Genomic DNA, 17555 nt, shown 5'->3' with positions numbered 1-17555 from the left:
AGTCTGGCGAGCATTCTCGCCTAAATGGGTGTCCGGAATCATTAGACCACTACAATACGTGCTGCCTGCGATACAGCAAAAGTATCCTCTAGCATTCGAAAGCTAGTGATCAACCTGTCGCTGATCTCCAGTACAAGGACGAACGACGTTTCAATGAGTTTTCCAGTGGCATTGACCCGCGATGCGAGCGTACCTAGGATCATTGCACGATGATCATTCGCCAAAATATCCTGGATAACCAGACTCTCGCTTGTTAGCAGAGCCGCAGTGTCTCTCACGAAATTTACTATTGCCTCTTTGCCTTGGTGCTTACCCAGCCAAGGTAATGCCCCTACGTCACCCGCAACCTCCCACTCCGCATTCTCAGCGAATTGGAGCGCAAGCGCTTGAGCGTCACCGCTGGCCAGCTTCTGCAAAAAAAAATGAGCGAATTCTAAGTTGGTTTGCCCGTTCATCGTCTTCATACCCTAATTTATTACTCTACTTTCTTCTCGAACAACCAGTTAGCTCTTTAGCAATACTCACATCACTAGTTGCGTACACAGTGCCGCTCATCCCCAGTAAAACCTATCATCATCTTCACCTAAAAAATCAGGATCGACGTAAATATGCAGACGTGAAATCAAAGTCCCTGTAAATTCGAACACATTGCAAAACCTACCTTCGGAGCGACCTTCAACTGGCCAATCTTCTCCGGTCTTAGCGACACCACTCTCAGTGCCCTCCACAACTACTATACGACCACTTGCAATGTAGTTATAGGTTTCAATATCGTGTTTCAGGCTATCCAGCTTACTCATTAGGCCTTGAACAAAAGCGACGACCTGTCCCTTTCCTGTACGAGTACCGAACTTTGGAAAAAACAGCTGAACGTCATCACTAAAAAGATCTAGGATTGATGGGTCACCAGCATCAGCCTTACCAAAGTAGAGTTTGGTAATATCAATCAACTCTTTACTATCATTTACGTTTGTCATCTCAGCACCCGGATAGGTTATTTGCAGCATAGGACTATCGTAGACAGACTTCTTAGATAATCAAATTTCCCACCATAACCACGTCGATCAAGACTACATAAATACAGGGAAAACATGAGTTTTCCCAGTTTTCACACAATCAGATCTGTGCAATACCGCCATCTACGAACAATTCACTGCCGTTCACGAAGCTTGAATCATCGGATGCCAGGAATACGGCCGCTTTGGCAATCTCATCTGGATCGCCAACACGGCCCATTGGAATCAACGAAGCGAAGTGGTCCAGCATGCCTTGTTGATGCGCTTCATCCGGACCAGCGAGACCAACCAAACCTGGGGTCTTGATTGGGCCAGGCGTGAGGCAATTCACACGAATGTCTTGTCCTTTCAAGTCAAGAATCCAGTTACGTGCGAACGATCGAACAGCTGCCTTCGATGCTGCGTAAACACTGAAATCTGGAGTGCCGCCGCTAGCCGCGGTCGATCCAGTCAGAATCACCGAAGCACCCTTAGACAAAAGTGGCAGCGATTTTTGTACTGTGAAGAGCACTCCTTTCACGTTTCGGTCGAACGTATCATCGAAATGATCTTCGGTGATGTCTTTCAAATTGCGCAGTTCACCGCCGCCGGCGTTTACGAACAGCACGTCGACCCGACCATGCTGGGCTTTCACTTCATTGAACAGTTCGTCCAATTCTTCTAGCTTCGTGGAATCAACGCGTAAAGCGGTCGCGTTATTACCGATGGTCAGCACAGCTGCGTCTAGCTCAGCTTGACGTCGACCTGTGATGAATACGTGAGCGCCTTCCTTAGCGAAGCGGATGGCAGTGGCCAAACCGATACCAGTGGACCCACCAGTGACAATGGCAACTTTGCCTTCGAGCTTGCTTGACATTCGATGTTCCTCAGAAAAGCGCAAAAAAGCGCATGCCCAAAGAATATCGACGAACCCTACCTTTCCAAATAGAATTGATTGCAAACCATCGTTGCAGAAATGTTGATGTCCAAGATGCCGGATTTCGAAGGATTGGCAATGTTCGCGAAAGTCGCGGAGGAGCGTTCCTTTGCCGCCGCAGCCAGGGCATTAGGCGTCTCAGTTGCAACCGTTTCCCGAGGGGTCAGCCGCCTTGAGGAGAAATTAGGCGCACGACTATTGAATCGGACTTCTCGGCAGCTAGCGCTCACGGAATTCGGGCGAAGCATCGCTGAAAATGCCAGTCGCCTCTACCGGGACGCTGAGCTAACCGAAGGCATCGCGCGCGAGCTTTCATCTAGACCCAGGGGACTAGTACGACTCGCAATCCCGATGACTTTTGGGGTTCGTTGGGTGGCTCCCATCATTCCCGAGTTTCTGCTTGCCTATCCAGAAATCTCGATTGACCTTCACTTGTTCGATGCCGCGGTAGATCTGATCGGTGAAGGATTTGATGCCGCAATACGAATCGCTATATTGCCCGACTCTTCGCTCGTGGCACGACGGTTGTGCCGTGTTTCACGCTATTTAGTCGCGTCCTCCAGCTACCTCGACCAGCATGGTCATCCGGAGCATCCACACGACCTGATTGGCAGAAACTGTCTGGGATACGCATACCGGGCGCAAAGCGACATGTGGAGACTGAGTAATGCTGCTGGGGATGAGGTAAGCGTCGCGCCCGCAGGCACTTTGCGTGTCACCAATGTTGAAGCTCTCATTCCTGCGGTTCTAGCAGGCATAGCGATTGCTGAGCTTCCCGAATTTGTAGCCAGTGAGTACCTACGCGATGGGCGCCTTCAAGTAATCCTGCCAGATTGGCATATGCAGGAAGGCGGCCTGTATTTCGTTACTCCTTCTGCGCACGCGCGCCCCGCAAAAGTCGATGTACTAGCGGACTTTCTCGTCAAAAAGCTTTCTGATCCAGCGTGGCGCTGGGAAAGTGCGACTTAGGCTTAGAACGCCCTGCCCTGCCTACTGATCCCCCTTCCTATCCCAGCGATTCAGGAAACCACTCAATGGCGTGTGATCGCCCGATCACACGCCATTGAGGAGCCATTCTTGCCGAAAATATCAATCGGTATTCCAGCAATCGGTATGACGTGTCGCTAATTCTTGTAGTGCTCTGCTGCTACCCTTTATTAGATAGCTCCCCCAAAAAACTAGTAACACGCACAAGGTCATTCTTCGAGCGGCTAGGAGGCCATTTTTTCAATCAGCGCCGACTCCCTAGGAGCTTTTATGAAAAGCAAAAACCTACCAGTCGCCATAATTTTCACGTGCTTCTCGATTGGTGCCGATGCAGCCGATCCAAAAGCACACGGGTTCATAGAAGACAGTCGAGCGACTGTCAGTTCTCGCACGATGTATTACTCAAACGACAATCACGATGGCGGATTCGACCAGCGCGAAACTGGTACGGCACTTAATTTAAATTTCGTATCGGGCTTTACTCAAGGCACCGTCGGTTTTGGGCTGGATCTGGAGTCGTCCGTTGCCATACACCTGGATGGAGGTAGGGGCCATCACCCTGACAATGCCAACACCTTCTTCCCAAGCGACTCTGACGGTTCTTCCGCTCATTCATGGGACAGAGCAGGCGCAAACATAAAAGCGCGATGGTCAAAAACAGAACTAGCGGTGGGTAATATCTTCACGCCAAATCTACCCATACTGACTAATACAGATGCACGGCTCGTGTCTCAGAACTTTGGAGGCGGCGTGATCACGTCCAAAGAGTTCGATGGACTGACGCTCACTGCCGGTAAATTTGACCAGTCTGCTGGCCGGGCAACCAGTAACCCAACGGGGCTGGCGGTTGCGGGCGGCACCAAGGACTCCAACGATTTTCGTTTCGCCGGTGGTGATTGGAAGGCAACAAAGGACTTGATGTTCCAATACTATTTCGCAAGGCTCGAAAACTATTACAAACAAAATTACTTGGGCTTGGTCCACGTGTTGCCGCTTGGGGCTGATCAATCGTTCAAGACTGACCTTCGCTATTTTGACAGTAGCTCTGACGGAAAAAACGGTGAGCCTGGGTACCGTTTCAATAACAACAACGGTTACGCAAGACACCCCGGCGAGGTAGATAACAAAACCTGGAGTGCCATGTTCACCTACACCCTCGCAGGTCATGCGCTGATGCTTGGGCACGTAAGCGTGAGCGACGACGGGGGATTCGTTTGGCTAGACCAAGGCACGGTTACAGACGGTCGAAATCGGCCTGAGGGCAATGGAGGGTCCACCTTTTATCTATTTACCAAAGCTATGGTTGGCACCTTCTCCCGCGCTGGCGAACAAACGAGCTTTGGTCAGTATTCTTATGACTTTGCAAAGGTGGGAGTACCTGGCTTGAAGGCTTCGGTTGCGTACTTGAGAGGCGAAGACATCAAAAATCCCAGAGGTGGCAGCGATCTGTCGGAATGGGAGCGTGACCTGAGGATCGACTACAGCATTTTGAACGGGCCGCTAAAGGGTTTTAGTACAACGCTGCGCCATGGCACCTATCGCAGTGACAACAATGGCATACCCAACACTGATCAAACGCGCCTAATTTTCAACTATAGCTACGCCTTCTACTAAACCCCCACACGCCGTTGTGCGCGAATCACTCTTGCCAAAAACGTCGTGCATCATTCCGAAAATCGGTATAACGCCGCCCCTCTCGTAACCAACCTCTGCTGCTACGCTATGGGTTACTACAAAAATTCCAATATGCACTGGCTCAGTTTTCAAACGGCTGGGTGGGTCATTTTTCATCAGCGCCGACGTGTCAGGAGCTTTTATGGAAAGAACGACCTTGCCAGCCGCTTTCATTCTCGCTGGCCTCTCAATCGGGGCAAATGCCGAAGATGCCAAGCCGCATGGATTCATAGAAGACAGTCAGGCCACTGTCAGCAATCGCACGTACTACTACTCGAACGACAATCGAGACGGTGGACGCGACCAGCGCGAAACTGCAACGGCACTTAAATTCGCGTTCACATCTGGGTTCACTCAAGGCACGGTAGGTTTTGGCGTGGATGTGGCATCGCTGGTGGCTGTCCACCTAGACGGAGGCAGAGGTCACCACCCCGATGCGAATACTTTCTTCCCCAGCGACAGTGACGGATCCGCAGCTCATTCATGGAGTCGAGTGGGCGGCACTCTAAAAGCGCGCCTCTCAAAAACTGAGTTAGGTGTCGGCAACATATTCACGCCCAATCTACCCATCCTCGTCGCTACTGATTCACGGCTCGTTTATCAAAATTTTGGAGGCGGCATCCTCACCTCCAAAGAGATTGATGGGCTCACGCTCACCGCCGGCAAAATTGATCAATCCTCGGGCCGGGCAACCAGCAACTCCACTGGTCTTGCGATAGCAGGTGGTACCAAAGACTCGAACGATTTTCGCTTTGCTGGTGGTGATTGGAAGGCAACGAAGGATCTGACCTTTCAGTACTATTTCGCCAGGCTGGAAAACTACTACAAACAAAACTACCTCGGCCTGGTACACGTGCTGCCACTAGGAAATGATCAATCATTCAAAACTGATCTTCGCTATTTCGACAGCTCTTCGGATGGAAAAAACGGTGACGTCGGATACCGTTTCAACAACAACGGGGGTTATGCCAAAAACCCTGGCGAGGTCGATAACAAGACTTGGAGCGCCATGTTTACGTACAGCATCGGCGGACATTCGATATTGCTAGGTCATGAAAGCGTAAGCGACGACGGCGGGTTCGTGTGGCTCAACCAGGGAAATGTCGTAGACGGTCGGAATCGTCCCGAGGGCAACGGAGGTACTGCGTTCTATCTGTTTACCGACGCCATTGTTGGCAACTTTTCCCGGGCAGGTGAGCAAACCAATTTCGGCCAATACGCATACGATTTTACAAAGGTGGGCGTGCCGGGTTTGAAAGCATCGATCTCCTATCTCAAGGGCGATGAAATTAAAGATGTTGGTAGCGGTAGCGACCATAAAGAATGGGAGCGAGACATGCGGATCGATTACATCATTCCATCAGGGCCGCTGAAGGGCTTCGGCACAACGTTGCGCCACGGCACCTACCGAAGTGACGGTTCCGCATTACCAGACACAGACCAGACTCGTCTGATCTTCAACTACAGCTATTCGTTTCTATAGGGCTAGCTCTTGAGAGGACTCACTGATTAGGGGTCAGCTGATGAGGGAGGAGCCCCGCTTGCGGAAGCGAGCCAGAGGGGGCTAGGCGAGTGTCCAGGCTCACCATCACTAGATACTAAGAACGGAAACACAATGACTGCACCTACGTTCGATGCAGGCCTGGTCTTCTACCACGGGCTTAAGCTGCGGTTATCGCCACGAGTTAGATCCTGAGCTTCGGAGTCATCACATGAAATCCAGAGCTACCGTCATATGCGAGAGAGACCGAAAAATCTTGCTCGTTCGAAAACCGAAATCGAAGTGGGTTCTACCCGGTGGCAGGGTGGAAATTGGCGAAGCCATAGCTGGAGCGGCCACTAGAGGACTTCAAGAAGAAACCGGTTTGAACGTTATTCAGCTCCTTTACATGTTCGACTTCAATGTGGGCAATACACATCACCATGTTTTTGAAGCCTCTGTACAAGCTTCCGACAATGCCACACCTCAGAATGAGATTGCTGAGTGCATTTGGCAGTCTTTCAGTGTGTTCGATGACATAGAGACAAGTGATGCCACGAAATCCATTGTCAGTTCATTTCTACGCCGCCTTTGACTCCCTCCCTTGATCCTCCAGTCCGAAAAACAGCTAATCATCATCCCAGTGACTAGAGAATCTGGCCCCCGTAAGTGGTGACGCACCATTCGTAGAAATTTTGAATTTTCACATCAGACGCCACTCCGTAGGTTATGAACGAAAGGAGGACTTATGGCACAGACAGATATTTTCATCATTGAGTACAAGCTTCTCGGGGAACAGAAGTCGTTCATCATCCGTGCGCAAAGGATGCGCAACGTTGAGGCATGGCATTGGGCGAGCTGTGATGCTGGTATTACGCCCATACCAAAACCAGGGAAAGCACCTCTGAAAATCATCTCCAAACCGCAAGCCGAAAAGTATGGGATCACAGAGGTGAGATGGCGCGAAACTGCCGCTTTGAAGTGGACAGAGGTTCCCTCATGAAGGCGAGTCTCGCGGTAAGGCTGTCTCGATCGAAGTAGGAATCCCGCGACTGATAGAAATCAATTACTACCCATTTCAACCCTTCGAAGCCGCCGGATCTGCGCTACTCGGATAAGTCCGCTCCTCCTGTATTTTCCCATCAGACGAATGGATTTTAAGCGAGGCCGTTTTGTCCCTTAGAAACGCTGCGGCGATCTCAATAAGTTCGGCCCTGGTCTCACCCGTTTTTATTACTTTAGGGTCCCCTTCCTTGGTGAGCTGCCAGCCTTTGCCAGTTAACACAATGTGATAGTTATCCACGGCCTACTCCCATTTTGTATTCCACGTTTTACGTATGGTTCGGCGTTTTTTAGCAGTTTTCGCCGTAAAAAATGTCGGCCTTTTCATCCGCAATGCGAATAACCCGTGCCGAAATTTTTGACCTGCCAAGGTTGAGATAGGGCCAGCGGCTAGGGAGTTCAAAGATATGAATAATGCCGGGAGACGCCTGCAACCAGGGCGCCATTCATAAGCATGCTGTTTTTTTGGTGACTCGGGCAGGTGGATTCACACTTGGTAAACCCAAAGCTTGCTGGCTACGAATGTTCCGTCACTGGCGTTAAAGTACCTGCCCTCAACGTCGATAAAGGACGAACAAAAAGGGAGAATTTCATGCAAATCAATTCCGCCATATTGTCTTCGACCAGGATTGTCGCCCCTTCAGATGCTATCGAACCTGTGTCCAGTGAAGTGTCGGCTGATCCCGGCCAAGCAGAAGCCACCGAAGGGGTGAAAGTAACTATATCCGCTGAGGGGACAGCGAAAGCGTCAAGCGAGAGAAAAAAAAATGCGGATATCGATGCAAGCAATCTCCCAGATGGCGTGAAAAAAATTCTCAAGGCAATAAGAGACATTCAAGAAAAAATTCAGAAGAAAATGGAGGAGCTGGATGCGGTGAAGAACGATCACACGTTGAGCGAAAAAGAGCGTGAAGGAAGGGTTCAAGGCATTTTAGGAGAGTTGGGTGTTCTCACGAGCCAGCTCACGACGACCACCAACGATCTGCACCGTACAGAAAACGAAATGAAACTCTCTGCGTCATTGAAAAAGCTGTCGAGCTACCTCTCAGCGCCTAAGTACTGATGCGGAAGCACGAGTTGAGGCGAGACCGCGTACCACGTCATGCATAAGGGGCGCGCCAGTCTCAACCAGCGGCGAGATGCGCTAGGCTTCCGGCATCATTTCTCAAGGACGATCGTCATGCCAGATAGCTCAGACAGTAAAGTCGCCACAGCGGATGCCCTGACATTGCTCCTTCACAACCAGCACGCCCTAAGTGCTGCGATAGAAGAAATAACCAAGTGGCTCTCAGAAAACGGGGTAAGCATAGTCGCCCCAAATGCGACGTCGGCCATGGAAACGCTGGACACTAATGCTCAAGCCATCACAGATTCCATTTTGAGAGTCCGCCAGTCGTAGAGTACTCAGCGCAAGTCTGCCTTCTGATTTATATGACTCTGATTTTGTGGACACAGTTGGCTGACAGCTAGGGACGGACTAACACGACCGTTGCAGTGGATAGTCAAACATCCGTCTGCTCCGCCATTTCCAAGACATCATCGATCTCAATTCCCAAATACCTGCCAGTGCGTTCAAGCTTCGTATGACCAAGCAAAAGTTGTACGGCTCTCAGGTTCTTCGTCCTGCCATAGATCAACGATCTGTCACAATTTTGGTGGTCGCTACCCCTAACGATATCCAAGCCACTCAAGCTGACTTCAACAAATAGGCTTTTCGGCATGGACTTCTGACTAGGGAATGATTTGCTTTTCGCGTTTCATAAAAGAGCGCAGAAATAAATCACTCCCCTGCCCTCTTGATTTGATAGCGCATGGCCGATAAAGGCTCTTAGCCACCACTAAAACTCATGGAGGACAGGTTGTGAAATCGATGCTGGGATCAGTGAAAGGTATGTTGGTGCTGCTGGTGGTCGCTTGCAGCCTGGGCTTTGGCGCGATCGTTATCGGTGGCGTCGCGGCGTTCGGTCAGATGGATCGGGCGGCGATTGAGATGGGGCAAGGCAAGGATGTAGTGGCCGACATTCTTCCGCCGCCGTTGTACGTGATCGAAGCGCATTTGATCGTCTACCAACTGATGAACAGCGGCATTGACACCGCGCTGGGGCTGAGCAAGCTTCATCAGTTACGCACCGATTTCGATACGCGCAACGCTTACTGGCTCGCCTCCAACCTCAATGATGCAGTTAAAGGCAGCCTACTAGGCGCCCAAAAAAAAGCCTCCGACACCTATTTCAGCGCGCTTGAAACACACTTCATTCCGGCCCTGCAACAAGGCAATCAAGAAGCCGCCAACACCGCGTTCGAGGAACTGAAAGCCGCCTATGACCTGCACCGCCTGGGCGTCGACAAAACCGTTCAGGTCGCCAATGCCTACGCAGACGCGCAACTGGTGGAGATGAGCAACACCTCCAGCAACGCCCGTTGGCTGTTGGGAATGGTCGGCGGCCTGAGCACCTTGGTCGCCTGGCTGATCTACACCTTCGTCGCCCGCCGGATCAAAACTCTGCTCGGCGCCGAACCTGCCGAACTGCGCCAGGAAATGGCCCGTTTCGCCTCAGGTGACCTGCGCAACGATAACCGTCCTCCCATTGCCGGCAGCGTGCTGGCCGGCCTGGCCGAAGCCCGGGAGCGCATTCGCAAGCTGGTGGCCGATACCGCCGCTGGCGCTGAATCGGTGGACGTACAAGTCAGCAGTGTAAATATTGCACTTGAGCAACTGAAGGAAAACTCCACGTGCCTCGCCGAATCAGCGCTGATCTCTGGTGTGGCCATGGAACACATTTCCAACACCATCACTCACATCGCCAAACAGGCGGTGGCGGCACAGACATCTGTCGGCCAAGCGGACGATCAGGCTCGCGCCGGTGACAGCGCCCGCCTGGAAAGCCTGGAGAGCGTGCAGCGCCTGGCAGCGGCCAGCCGCGAGACGCAATCCTCGGTCACCGACCTAGGCACACAATCGAACAAGGTCAGCGGCATCGTACTGACCATTCGGGAAATTGCCGCGCAAACCAATTTACTGGCGCTCAACGCCGCCATCGAGGCCGCCCGTGCCGGTGAACAAGGCCGTGGCTTTGCCGTGGTCGCCGATGAGGTGCGCAAGCTGGCCGAACGCACGACGAACGCGACTGCGGAAATCGAGTCATTGATCGACGCCATCCGCCGCAGCATCGAAGGTGCCGTGCAAGCGATCCAGCGCAGTGCTGGGGACGTCGACGTTGGCATCAAGACGGTGGTGGCGGCCGGTGAGTCGTTGATGGGCATTCAGGACCGCATCGCGGTAGCGACTCAGGCGATGTTGGAGATTGTCGCCGCCACCATTGAAGTCACCAACGCCTCGCGCAAAGTCACTTCCAGTATGGAAGAAGTTGGTCAACTCGCCGACGCCGGCAACCGCTCGGCCGCCACAACGGCCGGCGCCGGTGAAGTACTACAGAGTGTTTCGCAAAGTTTGCGTACCGCATTAAAGGCGTTCGCGTTTTAAATCTTGCACGCAGACAAGCCAGCTCTCATGCATTTGTGGGAGCGGGTTTGCCTACAAAAAAAGGCAGAAAACGACCCAAAGCATTTTTTTGGTAAAGATTTCGGCGCTGTTAGGGTCCGGCATTGGCTCGCCCGTTCGGAAGAGAGTTGTCAGCGTTACGTCTGAGTTAAATGGAGCGCATGGGCGCTGGGGATATCTATCCCCCATATAAAACCTGGGTGGCATGATGAAGGAAGCGCAAAGAAAGCTGGCTATTACCGCCTGGAAACAGCTCTTTACTCTGTCCGCAAACCGCATCGACGATGAGGACAGATACTACAGATTGCTGAGGTCTGCTGACGACATGGAGCGCGAAGGCCTGATGACTAACACTGAGTGGCTCAAGCTCGCTCAACAAGCCGGGACACTGTTCTCTAGCACAGCAGAGTGCATGGCCGGGCCGAAGTAAGACAAATGGTACGATTTTTATTAAAACGATGATTTGGTGAAAGTCTCCCTTTCCTACTTACAATGCACCGTCCATAACTCGTCGATTCGCGTAGTGAAACTCTGACTAATCATCTCCCGCCGCATGCCCCAATCTGGGTTGCTCGGCACACTGGCGGTACGCAACGTTCCCCTCCCCCACCGCCCATTAATCTGGTCCAGCACGGCCATTATCCTCGTGGCTTCGGCGGGCTGTGATACAGCGAACAAATCGTCAGTGTATTGTCCTGGCTGGCAAAGATTGAGCAGCATGACTTCCGCCTTACTGAATTTGAATCCAGGACGAAACACACGTTCCACCGCGTCCACTGCTGCCTTGGTCAACAGCCGGACATCGTCAGTTGGATACGGCAAATCCACTACCACACCATTAGCGAATTTCGCTTCCTCCGGATTGAACATACCCGTGCGAATGCTGACGCGGATCTTCTTGCAGACTGATCCCTGGGCACGAAGCTTTTCCGAAGCGCGCATCATGTACATCGCCACCGCTTCTTTAATCGGCGGCAACTCCGTGAGGCGTTTCCCAAACATTCGACTGCAACAGATTTCCTGCTTCGGTGGATCAGGTTCCTCTAGCTCAAGGCAATGGGTGCCGGCCAACTCCCGGGCAGTCTTTTCGATCACCACACTGAATTTACTGCGCAGCATCCAAGGATCAGCCTTGGCCAGGTCCATCGCCGTTTTGATGCCCAATGCATCCAAATGTATTTTCATGCGCCGACCGACACCCCATACCTCGGACACATCGGTATTGCGCAGCACCCAATCGCGTTTGAATGGATCACAGATATCAACGACCCCACCCGTTGCCGCTTGAAGCCGTTTCGAAGTGTGGTTCGCGAGTTTTGCCAGGGTTTTGGTGTGAGCAATTCCGACTCCCACCGGTATGCCCGTGCAGCGCAGAACCTGGCTGCGAATTTGACGCCCGAGAGATTCCGGGTTTGCGATTCCCGCTAAATCAGCGAAGGCCTCGTCGATGCTATATACCTCCACCACCGGCACCATGGATTCAATCTGGGACATAACACGTTCACTCATGTCGCCATACAACGCGTAGTTCGAGGAGAAAGGAACGATGCCGTGCTGCTTGAGTTTGTGCTTGATCTGGAAGTACGGTTCCCCCATTTTCACGAAGGGTTTCGCGTCGTAACTTCGCGCTATTACGCATCCATCGTTATTGCTCAAAACGACGATGGGCACACGTGCAAGATCAGGCCGAAACACCCGCTCGCAACTAGCGTAAAAGCTGTTGCAGTCAATCAGGGAAAACACCGGTAACGACTTACTAGACATGGCTACGAACGCTGCTCGTGATCACGCCCCAAATTGAAAGCTCATCCCCCTCCAGAACGTAACGTGGTGGGTATTTGGTGTTCTCTGAAAGCAGGATCATTTGAGTGCCGCGAATGCACAGGCGTTTACAGATGGGTTCGTTGTTCAGCAGCGCCACGACAATGTCGTTGTGACCGGCCTCTAGGGCACGATCGACGATCGCCAAATCAGCATCGAAAATACCAACACCTTGCATGCTGTCCCCGGCAATCGACACTAAATAAACGTGTGGAGCCCGGATATTCAAAATCTCATCCAAGGAGATATGTTGTTCGATGTGATCCGCAGCCGGTGATGGGAAGCCGGCCGGCACACGAAAGGAGCATTTTGGAACCTGAATTCCGCCTTCAGCTATAGGACCCACGATGGTAAAGCTCATGGCAATGCCTTATACAAGTACTGTATTTATGCACAGTAAACGTTGAAGCAGCTTTGCGGTCAATTTTTTGTGTGGGAGTTTTCGACAAGCGGAGGATTGTCGTGCTCGGTGCTAAGCTTTTCGTCTTCTAGGAGGACGAAGCTCATACCAACCAACGACCTGATCCCTTCCCTGCTTTATCGCTTGAATGAAAACCAAATCGCGATCGCCGCGGCCGTTGAGGAGCTTGCCCTGTGCGTAGACAAACTTGGACACGCGACAGTTGCCGAGAATGTGCGCAGCACCTTGGCTACCTTGGATTTGAACTTGGCGCACATCACCCGCGGAATCGCGGACTTGATGAATGATTGAACGCTCGTGCGGTCGGCAAAAAAGACGCTAGGAGCGATGACCAAGCGAAAAAAACCAATAAAAAACCCGCGAGAAACGCGCGGGCAAAAAGGGATAAAACGAGGAGTTCACAAAACTAGAGCATTTCATTGGACAGCCGATTTGAAGCAAACTCCAGCATAGCGGGTTATTCTGTTTACGCAGGAAACTACAATTTTTATTCGCGGCGACCGCGTTGTTTGCTTCGCCCATTTTGAAGCCATGATGATCACTGCACTCAGGCGCATCTGGCGGAAGATCCATTTCGTGAGAAAAGCGACCTACGAGTTACACAAATTTTTGCCCCCTTTCCTCAGGCGGACAGCCCGCAAATCGACCCCTACCTAACGCGAGCGACGAACGACGAATTACCACCCGCTGGTAATCGCCCGTCGCAGCTTCAATCGACGACCACGCCCCCGATGGTCCCCTTTCGGCGCAGCCGGCAACAGGGAAATCTTCCTCGGGCTAAACTGCTTTTGGACTTTGGAGATCTACAATGGCACGTCGAAAAAAGCATCACCCTACAGTAAGCGGTAGCTCCACCCCCCCTGAGATCCCTATGCCTATAAAATCTCGGCAGGGTGTGCCCAGGGCAAAACTCGACCTCGCTACACTCTTAGCCGAAACTCCCGAGCACAGCATCGATTTTCAGTGGGAAGCTATGTCACCCGTTGACCGTGAATTTCAATGAGTTGATGTCAACACGGCTCAACATCACTGCCATTAACAACCTGTTTCCCCAGTGAACTGCTACGGGAAAAATGCTGGCCCGCGGGAGTCATGGACTGCTCCCAAGTCAGCCTCTCGCGAAGGTCAGAAAACGGCCGAGAGTGTGTAAAAACGCCTTTGCAAACCCTTGCTATGATTTCTGAGGAATTTATCGCAGGGATAGCCCATGAAGCGCTTCATCCAAGGTGAACATCGGGGCCAAAGCACCTTACTGCCCGAAAGCCTCGACGATTACGTCAGCGATACCAATCCGGTACGCGTAGTCGACGTCTTCGTCGACGAACTCGACCTGGTCTCCTTGGGTTTTGATGGCGCTATTCCAGCTGACACAGGCCGGCCTGCTTACCATCCCGCGATCCTGCTGAAGATCTATATCTACGGCTATCTCAATCGCATTCAATCGAGCCGGCGTCTTGAACGAGAGGCGCAGCGCAACGTTGAGCTGATGTGGCTGACCGGGCGTTTGATGCCTGATTTCAAGACCATCGCCAACTTCCGAAAAGACAACAGCAAGGCCATCCGAGGCGTCTGCCGCCAGTTCGTTGTGCTGTGTCAGCAGTTGGGACTGTTCGGAGACAATCTGGTCGCTATCGACGGCAGCAAGTTCAAGGCCGTCAACAACCGCGACCGCAATTTCACCAGTGCCAAACTGAAGCGGCGGATGGAGGAAATTGAATCGAGCATCAACCGTTACCTGGTGGCACTCGATGCCGCCGATCGGCAAGAGCCCACATGCTCTGAGCCCAAAGCCGTGCGGCTGGAAGAGAAAATCGCCAAGCTGAAGACACAAATGAAGGAGCTTCGGGCGATTGAAATCCAGCTCAACGAATCGCCGGATAAACAGGTTTCACTGACCGATCCAGACGCCCGCTCTATGAAGACGCGTGGCACGGGAATCGTTGGCTATAACGTGCAGACAGCGGTCGATACCCAGCACCACTTGATCGTGGCTCATGAGGTTACCAACGTCGGTTCAGACCGCGCTCAACTCAGCTCGATGGCCAAGCAGGCCCGCGAGGCAATGGCGTCAGAAACGCTTTCGGTAGTGGCTGACCGAGGCTACTTCAAAGGCGAAGAAATCTTGGCCTGTCACGACGCAAACATCACCACCTACGTGCCGAAGCCGATGACTTCAAGCGCCAAAGCTGATGGCCGATTCAACAAAGATGCCTTCGTGTATGACGCGACGAAAAACGAATACACCTGCCCGGCGGGAGAGGCATTGATCTGGCGATTCTCCAGCGTTGAGAAAGGCATGTATATGCACTGCTACTGGAGTTCAAAGTGCCAGAGTTGCACGCTGAAAACCCAGTGCACGCCAAGCACAAATCGTCGAGTAAGGCGTTGGGAACATGAAGCTGTGCTGGAGGAAATGCAGCGTCGGTTGAACCAAGCACCAGAGATGATGAAGGTTCGAAAACGGACTGTTGAGCATCCCTTCGGGACGCTCAAGCAATGGATGGGGGCAACGCACTTCCTGACTCGAAAACTGAACGGGGTGAGTGCGGAGATGAGTTTGAATGTGCTCGCCTATAACTTGAAGCGGGTTATAAAAATCATCGGTACAGAAGGCCTGCTGAAGGCGATGGCGGCGTAAAAGCCGCAGCTTTTACTGTCCAAGAGGTGCCAAAGCGCTTCATAAACGCTCTGACGCGCTATCGGCGCTGATCTTGGCAAATGTTCGGGAAATCGCCTCGCCCAGGAGCGCTGGGCTTAGGCATCCAACATACGGAAAGTGTTTTTACACACTCTGGGCCAACAGCGGCTGTCGGTTCAAGCCTGCTTTTAGGCCAGCACTCGACTGTCAATGGTTCTGGTAAATTGGAAGACATTCACTATTTATTTGAGAACCGCGATCAATGAGAGTTATTCGTAGCAAAGACTACACCGCCACTCGCGCTTGGGGTGCTTACGACATAGCTAACATGGATGGAACCACCGTCCGCCTTCACTGGACCGATCAACCATACAAATGGCATGTCAATGATGGGGAGGAAGTTTTCGCAGTCCTCGACGGCACTGTAGATATGCATTATCGAGAGTCAGGCATCGAGCACATCGTGACACTGGTGGTAGGGGACGTGTTTTTCGCAGGGATCGGCTGTGAACATGTTGCACACCCTCGTGGAGAAGCACGGATTCTGGTTATCGAACGTGAGGGTAGCGTTTGAGCTGAGTAGGATATCGCTCGTCATTACAGCTGGTTCACAGACCGTTTAAGATCCATACAGCCCATCGTCAATGGGTGAAATAACCTGTTAAAACACAAGTTCCCTGGTGAATTAATGAGTGTTGAGGTGGATCTCCAATACCCTCATCACTAAACCTCCACCAGGTCGCTATACCGCTGGACGTAAAAAAAGAAACAAGCAGCGAAGACTTAGACATTGAAGGCCAACCACAGAACGCCATCAAGGTCGTTTGGCTTACGTCACAATAGTTCTTCAAGCGCACGACTGCTCAGGTCGAAAGCCCCCTTTATCGATGGCATTGCCCAAGCCGCAGTGAAAAATCGCGACCTTGGTTGGCCAGCTTTTACCAACCCGAGCAGCGATGAATGCCTAGGCGGAAACGAGTCGGCAATCAATTGGCGTGCCCGTCAGTAGAGCCAACGAAAGACCGCATTGTCTAATCTGCTGTCGCGCCAGTGACGAGAATTTTTGCCATGATGTCCTTGCGTTCCAATCATGGTATTCAGGAGGAAACCCATCATGACCAAAGCATTAAGGATTACCTAGTTCTCAATCGGTAGAATCAGCTTCAACCAAAAGCTTGAGGTAATCATGGAAACCCTGGGAAATCTCGAATCCTTCGTCCGTGCCGCAGAGTCCAGCAGCTTTTCCGAAGCCGCGCGACGCTTAGGGATTTCCTCAGCCGCGGTGAGTAAAAATGTGGCGCGACTTGAAGCCAACCTTGGTACGCGTCTGTTCCACCGCAGCACGCGAAGTCTCACCCTCACCGAGGCGGGAGAGTTGTTTTACCAACAAGTCGCGGAAGGCGTTGAAACCATTCAGGGTGCAGTGAACCAGCTTGGCGAATCACGAAAAATCCCCGCAGGGCGACTGCGTGTTAGTTTGTCGCCGACTTTCGCTTACGATTATGCATTGCCAGTGCTAAAGACTTTTATGGAGCGATACCCCGCTGTCGTGCCCGATTGGCAGCTGGAAATGCGTCGCGTGGATTTGATAGGTGAGGGTTTTGATGTCGCTATCGGTGGCGGCATGGAATTGTCACCTGGCGTTGTGGCACGCGAACTGGCCAAACTTCATCTCGTGGTTGTCGCTGCGCCGGCATGGCTGGAAGGCAAGCCTATACCCACTGAGCCCTGCGAGTTGCAGGGAGTTGATGGCATCGTAATGCGCTCGACTAGCTCGGGACGTTTGCTGAACTGGACGCTTCGTGATTCAAACGAAGGACGGGTCGACATCAATCTGAAACCGGTGGCGATCATGAACGACCCGGAAGCGTTGTGTAGATGTGCTGTGATGGGGTTAGGTGTCGCGCTGCTACCTTTGGATCGCGCGTTGCCTTGGTTGCAGCGCGGTGAGCTGATTCGATTATTGCCTGATTGGTATGTGGATCTAGTGTGCCGTCTCACAAATAAAGCTCCTCATGCCTGTGAGACCATTGCCTCA

The 17555-nt window shown here is 52.2% G+C and carries 18 protein-coding genes and 1 pseudogene; 12 read left to right on the top strand and 7 right to left on the bottom strand.

Annotated elements, in window-relative coordinates; all coding sequences use genetic code 11:
- Nucleotides 1-41 precede the first annotated feature (41 nt).
- The 3 genes from MO767_RS30025 to MO767_RS30015 all read right to left on the bottom strand — a co-directional run bounded on the left by MO767_RS30025 (nucleotide 42) and on the right by MO767_RS30015 (nucleotide 1872).
- Entirely contained in the window at nucleotides 42-464 is a 423-nt protein-coding gene (locus tag MO767_RS30025) for a nuclear transport factor 2 family protein (RefSeq protein WP_282483485.1), read from the bottom strand.
- A gap of 87 nt (nucleotides 465-551) precedes the next feature.
- A complete protein-coding gene (locus tag MO767_RS30020) occupies nucleotides 552-1007 on the bottom strand; it encodes a nuclear transport factor 2 family protein (protein WP_282483484.1) in 456 nt (151 codons plus the stop codon).
- Nucleotides 1008-1116: 109 nt separating this feature from the next.
- Nucleotides 1117-1872, bottom strand: a complete 756-nt coding sequence (locus tag MO767_RS30015) for an SDR family oxidoreductase (RefSeq protein WP_282483483.1) — start codon at nucleotides 1870-1872, stop codon at nucleotides 1117-1119.
- A gap of 105 nt (nucleotides 1873-1977) precedes the next feature.
- On the opposite strand from MO767_RS30015, the gene MO767_RS30010 reads away from it, so the two are divergent.
- From MO767_RS30010 to MO767_RS29990, 5 genes are all read left to right on the top strand, one after another.
- A complete protein-coding gene (locus tag MO767_RS30010) occupies nucleotides 1978-2901 on the top strand; it encodes a LysR family transcriptional regulator (protein WP_282483482.1) in 924 nt (307 codons plus the stop codon).
- Nucleotides 2902-3189: 288 nt separating this feature from the next.
- Complete coding sequence (locus MO767_RS30005; protein WP_282483481.1) at nucleotides 3190-4533, top strand: OprD family outer membrane porin; 1344 nt, start codon at nucleotides 3190-3192, stop codon at nucleotides 4531-4533.
- A gap of 202 nt (nucleotides 4534-4735) precedes the next feature.
- Nucleotides 4736-6076, top strand: a complete 1341-nt coding sequence (locus MO767_RS30000; RefSeq protein WP_282483480.1) for an OprD family outer membrane porin — start codon at nucleotides 4736-4738, stop codon at nucleotides 6074-6076.
- A gap of 229 nt (nucleotides 6077-6305) precedes the next feature.
- Nucleotides 6306-6668: an NUDIX domain-containing protein gene (locus tag MO767_RS29995; RefSeq protein WP_282483479.1), complete on the top strand. Its 363-nt coding sequence runs from the start codon at nucleotides 6306-6308 to the stop codon at nucleotides 6666-6668.
- Nucleotides 6669-6821: 153 nt separating this feature from the next.
- On the top strand, nucleotides 6822-7076 hold the full coding sequence (locus MO767_RS29990) for a DUF6555 family protein (RefSeq protein WP_282483478.1): 255 nt from the start codon (nucleotides 6822-6824) through the stop codon (nucleotides 7074-7076).
- A gap of 75 nt (nucleotides 7077-7151) precedes the next feature.
- Here the strand turns inward: MO767_RS29990 and MO767_RS29985 are convergent, their stop codons facing one another.
- On the bottom strand, nucleotides 7152-7376 hold the full coding sequence (locus MO767_RS29985) for a DUF2188 domain-containing protein (RefSeq protein WP_282483477.1): 225 nt from the start codon (nucleotides 7374-7376) through the stop codon (nucleotides 7152-7154).
- Nucleotides 7377-7727: 351 nt separating this feature from the next.
- Here MO767_RS29985 and MO767_RS29980 point away from each other — a divergent pair, with 351 nt between their 5' ends.
- Both MO767_RS29980 and MO767_RS29975 read left to right on the top strand, forming a co-directional pair.
- Entirely contained in the window at nucleotides 7728-8198 is a 471-nt protein-coding gene (locus MO767_RS29980) for a chemotaxis protein (protein ID WP_282483476.1), read from the top strand.
- A 117-nt stretch (nucleotides 8199-8315) separates the two neighbouring features.
- Nucleotides 8316-8534, top strand: a complete 219-nt coding sequence (locus MO767_RS29975; RefSeq protein WP_282483475.1) for a hypothetical protein — start codon at nucleotides 8316-8318, stop codon at nucleotides 8532-8534.
- A 103-nt stretch (nucleotides 8535-8637) separates the two neighbouring features.
- On the opposite strand, the pseudogene MO767_RS29970 reads toward MO767_RS29975, so the two are convergent.
- Nucleotides 8638-8775 (bottom strand): annotated as a pseudogene (locus MO767_RS29970) (integrase); the annotation flags it as partial.
- A 230-nt stretch (nucleotides 8776-9005) separates the two neighbouring features.
- Between MO767_RS29970 and MO767_RS29965 the strand changes: the two are divergent.
- Complete coding sequence (locus tag MO767_RS29965; protein WP_282483486.1) at nucleotides 9006-10619, top strand: methyl-accepting chemotaxis protein; 1614 nt, start codon at nucleotides 9006-9008, stop codon at nucleotides 10617-10619.
- Between the two features lie 226 nt (nucleotides 10620-10845).
- The gene (locus MO767_RS29960) at nucleotides 10846-11067 is read left to right on the top strand and encodes a hypothetical protein (protein WP_282483474.1); all 222 of its coding nucleotides are present in this window, start codon (nucleotides 10846-10848) and stop codon (nucleotides 11065-11067) included.
- Nucleotides 11068-11120: 53 nt separating this feature from the next.
- On the opposite strand, the gene umuC is transcribed toward MO767_RS29960, so the two are convergent.
- Both umuC and umuD read right to left on the bottom strand, forming a co-directional pair.
- A complete protein-coding gene (gene umuC / locus MO767_RS29955; RefSeq protein WP_282483473.1) occupies nucleotides 11121-12401 on the bottom strand; it encodes a translesion error-prone DNA polymerase V subunit UmuC in 1281 nt (426 codons plus the stop codon).
- Entirely contained in the window at nucleotides 12394-12819 is a 426-nt protein-coding gene (gene umuD / locus MO767_RS29950) for a translesion error-prone DNA polymerase V autoproteolytic subunit (protein ID WP_282483472.1), read from the bottom strand. The genes umuC and umuD overlap by 8 nt, the downstream gene beginning before the upstream one ends.
- A 1267-nt stretch (nucleotides 12820-14086) precedes the next feature.
- Here umuD and MO767_RS29945 point away from each other — a divergent pair.
- The 3 genes from MO767_RS29945 to MO767_RS29935 all read left to right on the top strand — a co-directional run.
- Nucleotides 14087-15517, top strand: a complete 1431-nt coding sequence (locus MO767_RS29945) for an IS1182 family transposase (RefSeq protein WP_282483471.1) — start codon at nucleotides 14087-14089, stop codon at nucleotides 15515-15517.
- A gap of 262 nt (nucleotides 15518-15779) precedes the next feature.
- A complete protein-coding gene (locus MO767_RS29940) occupies nucleotides 15780-16091 on the top strand; it encodes a cupin (RefSeq protein WP_205894287.1) in 312 nt (103 codons plus the stop codon).
- A 612-nt stretch (nucleotides 16092-16703) separates the two neighbouring features.
- A partial coding sequence (locus MO767_RS29935; RefSeq protein ID WP_282483470.1) for a LysR family transcriptional regulator occupies nucleotides 16704-17555 on the top strand: 852 nt, incomplete at its 3' end.

Source organism: Pseudomonas sp. UYIF39 (assembly GCF_029963765.1).
In the GTDB taxonomy this organism is placed as follows: Bacteria; Pseudomonadota; Gammaproteobacteria; order Pseudomonadales; family Pseudomonadaceae; genus Aquipseudomonas.
This window is presented reverse-complemented; position numbering and strand designations above follow the sequence as displayed.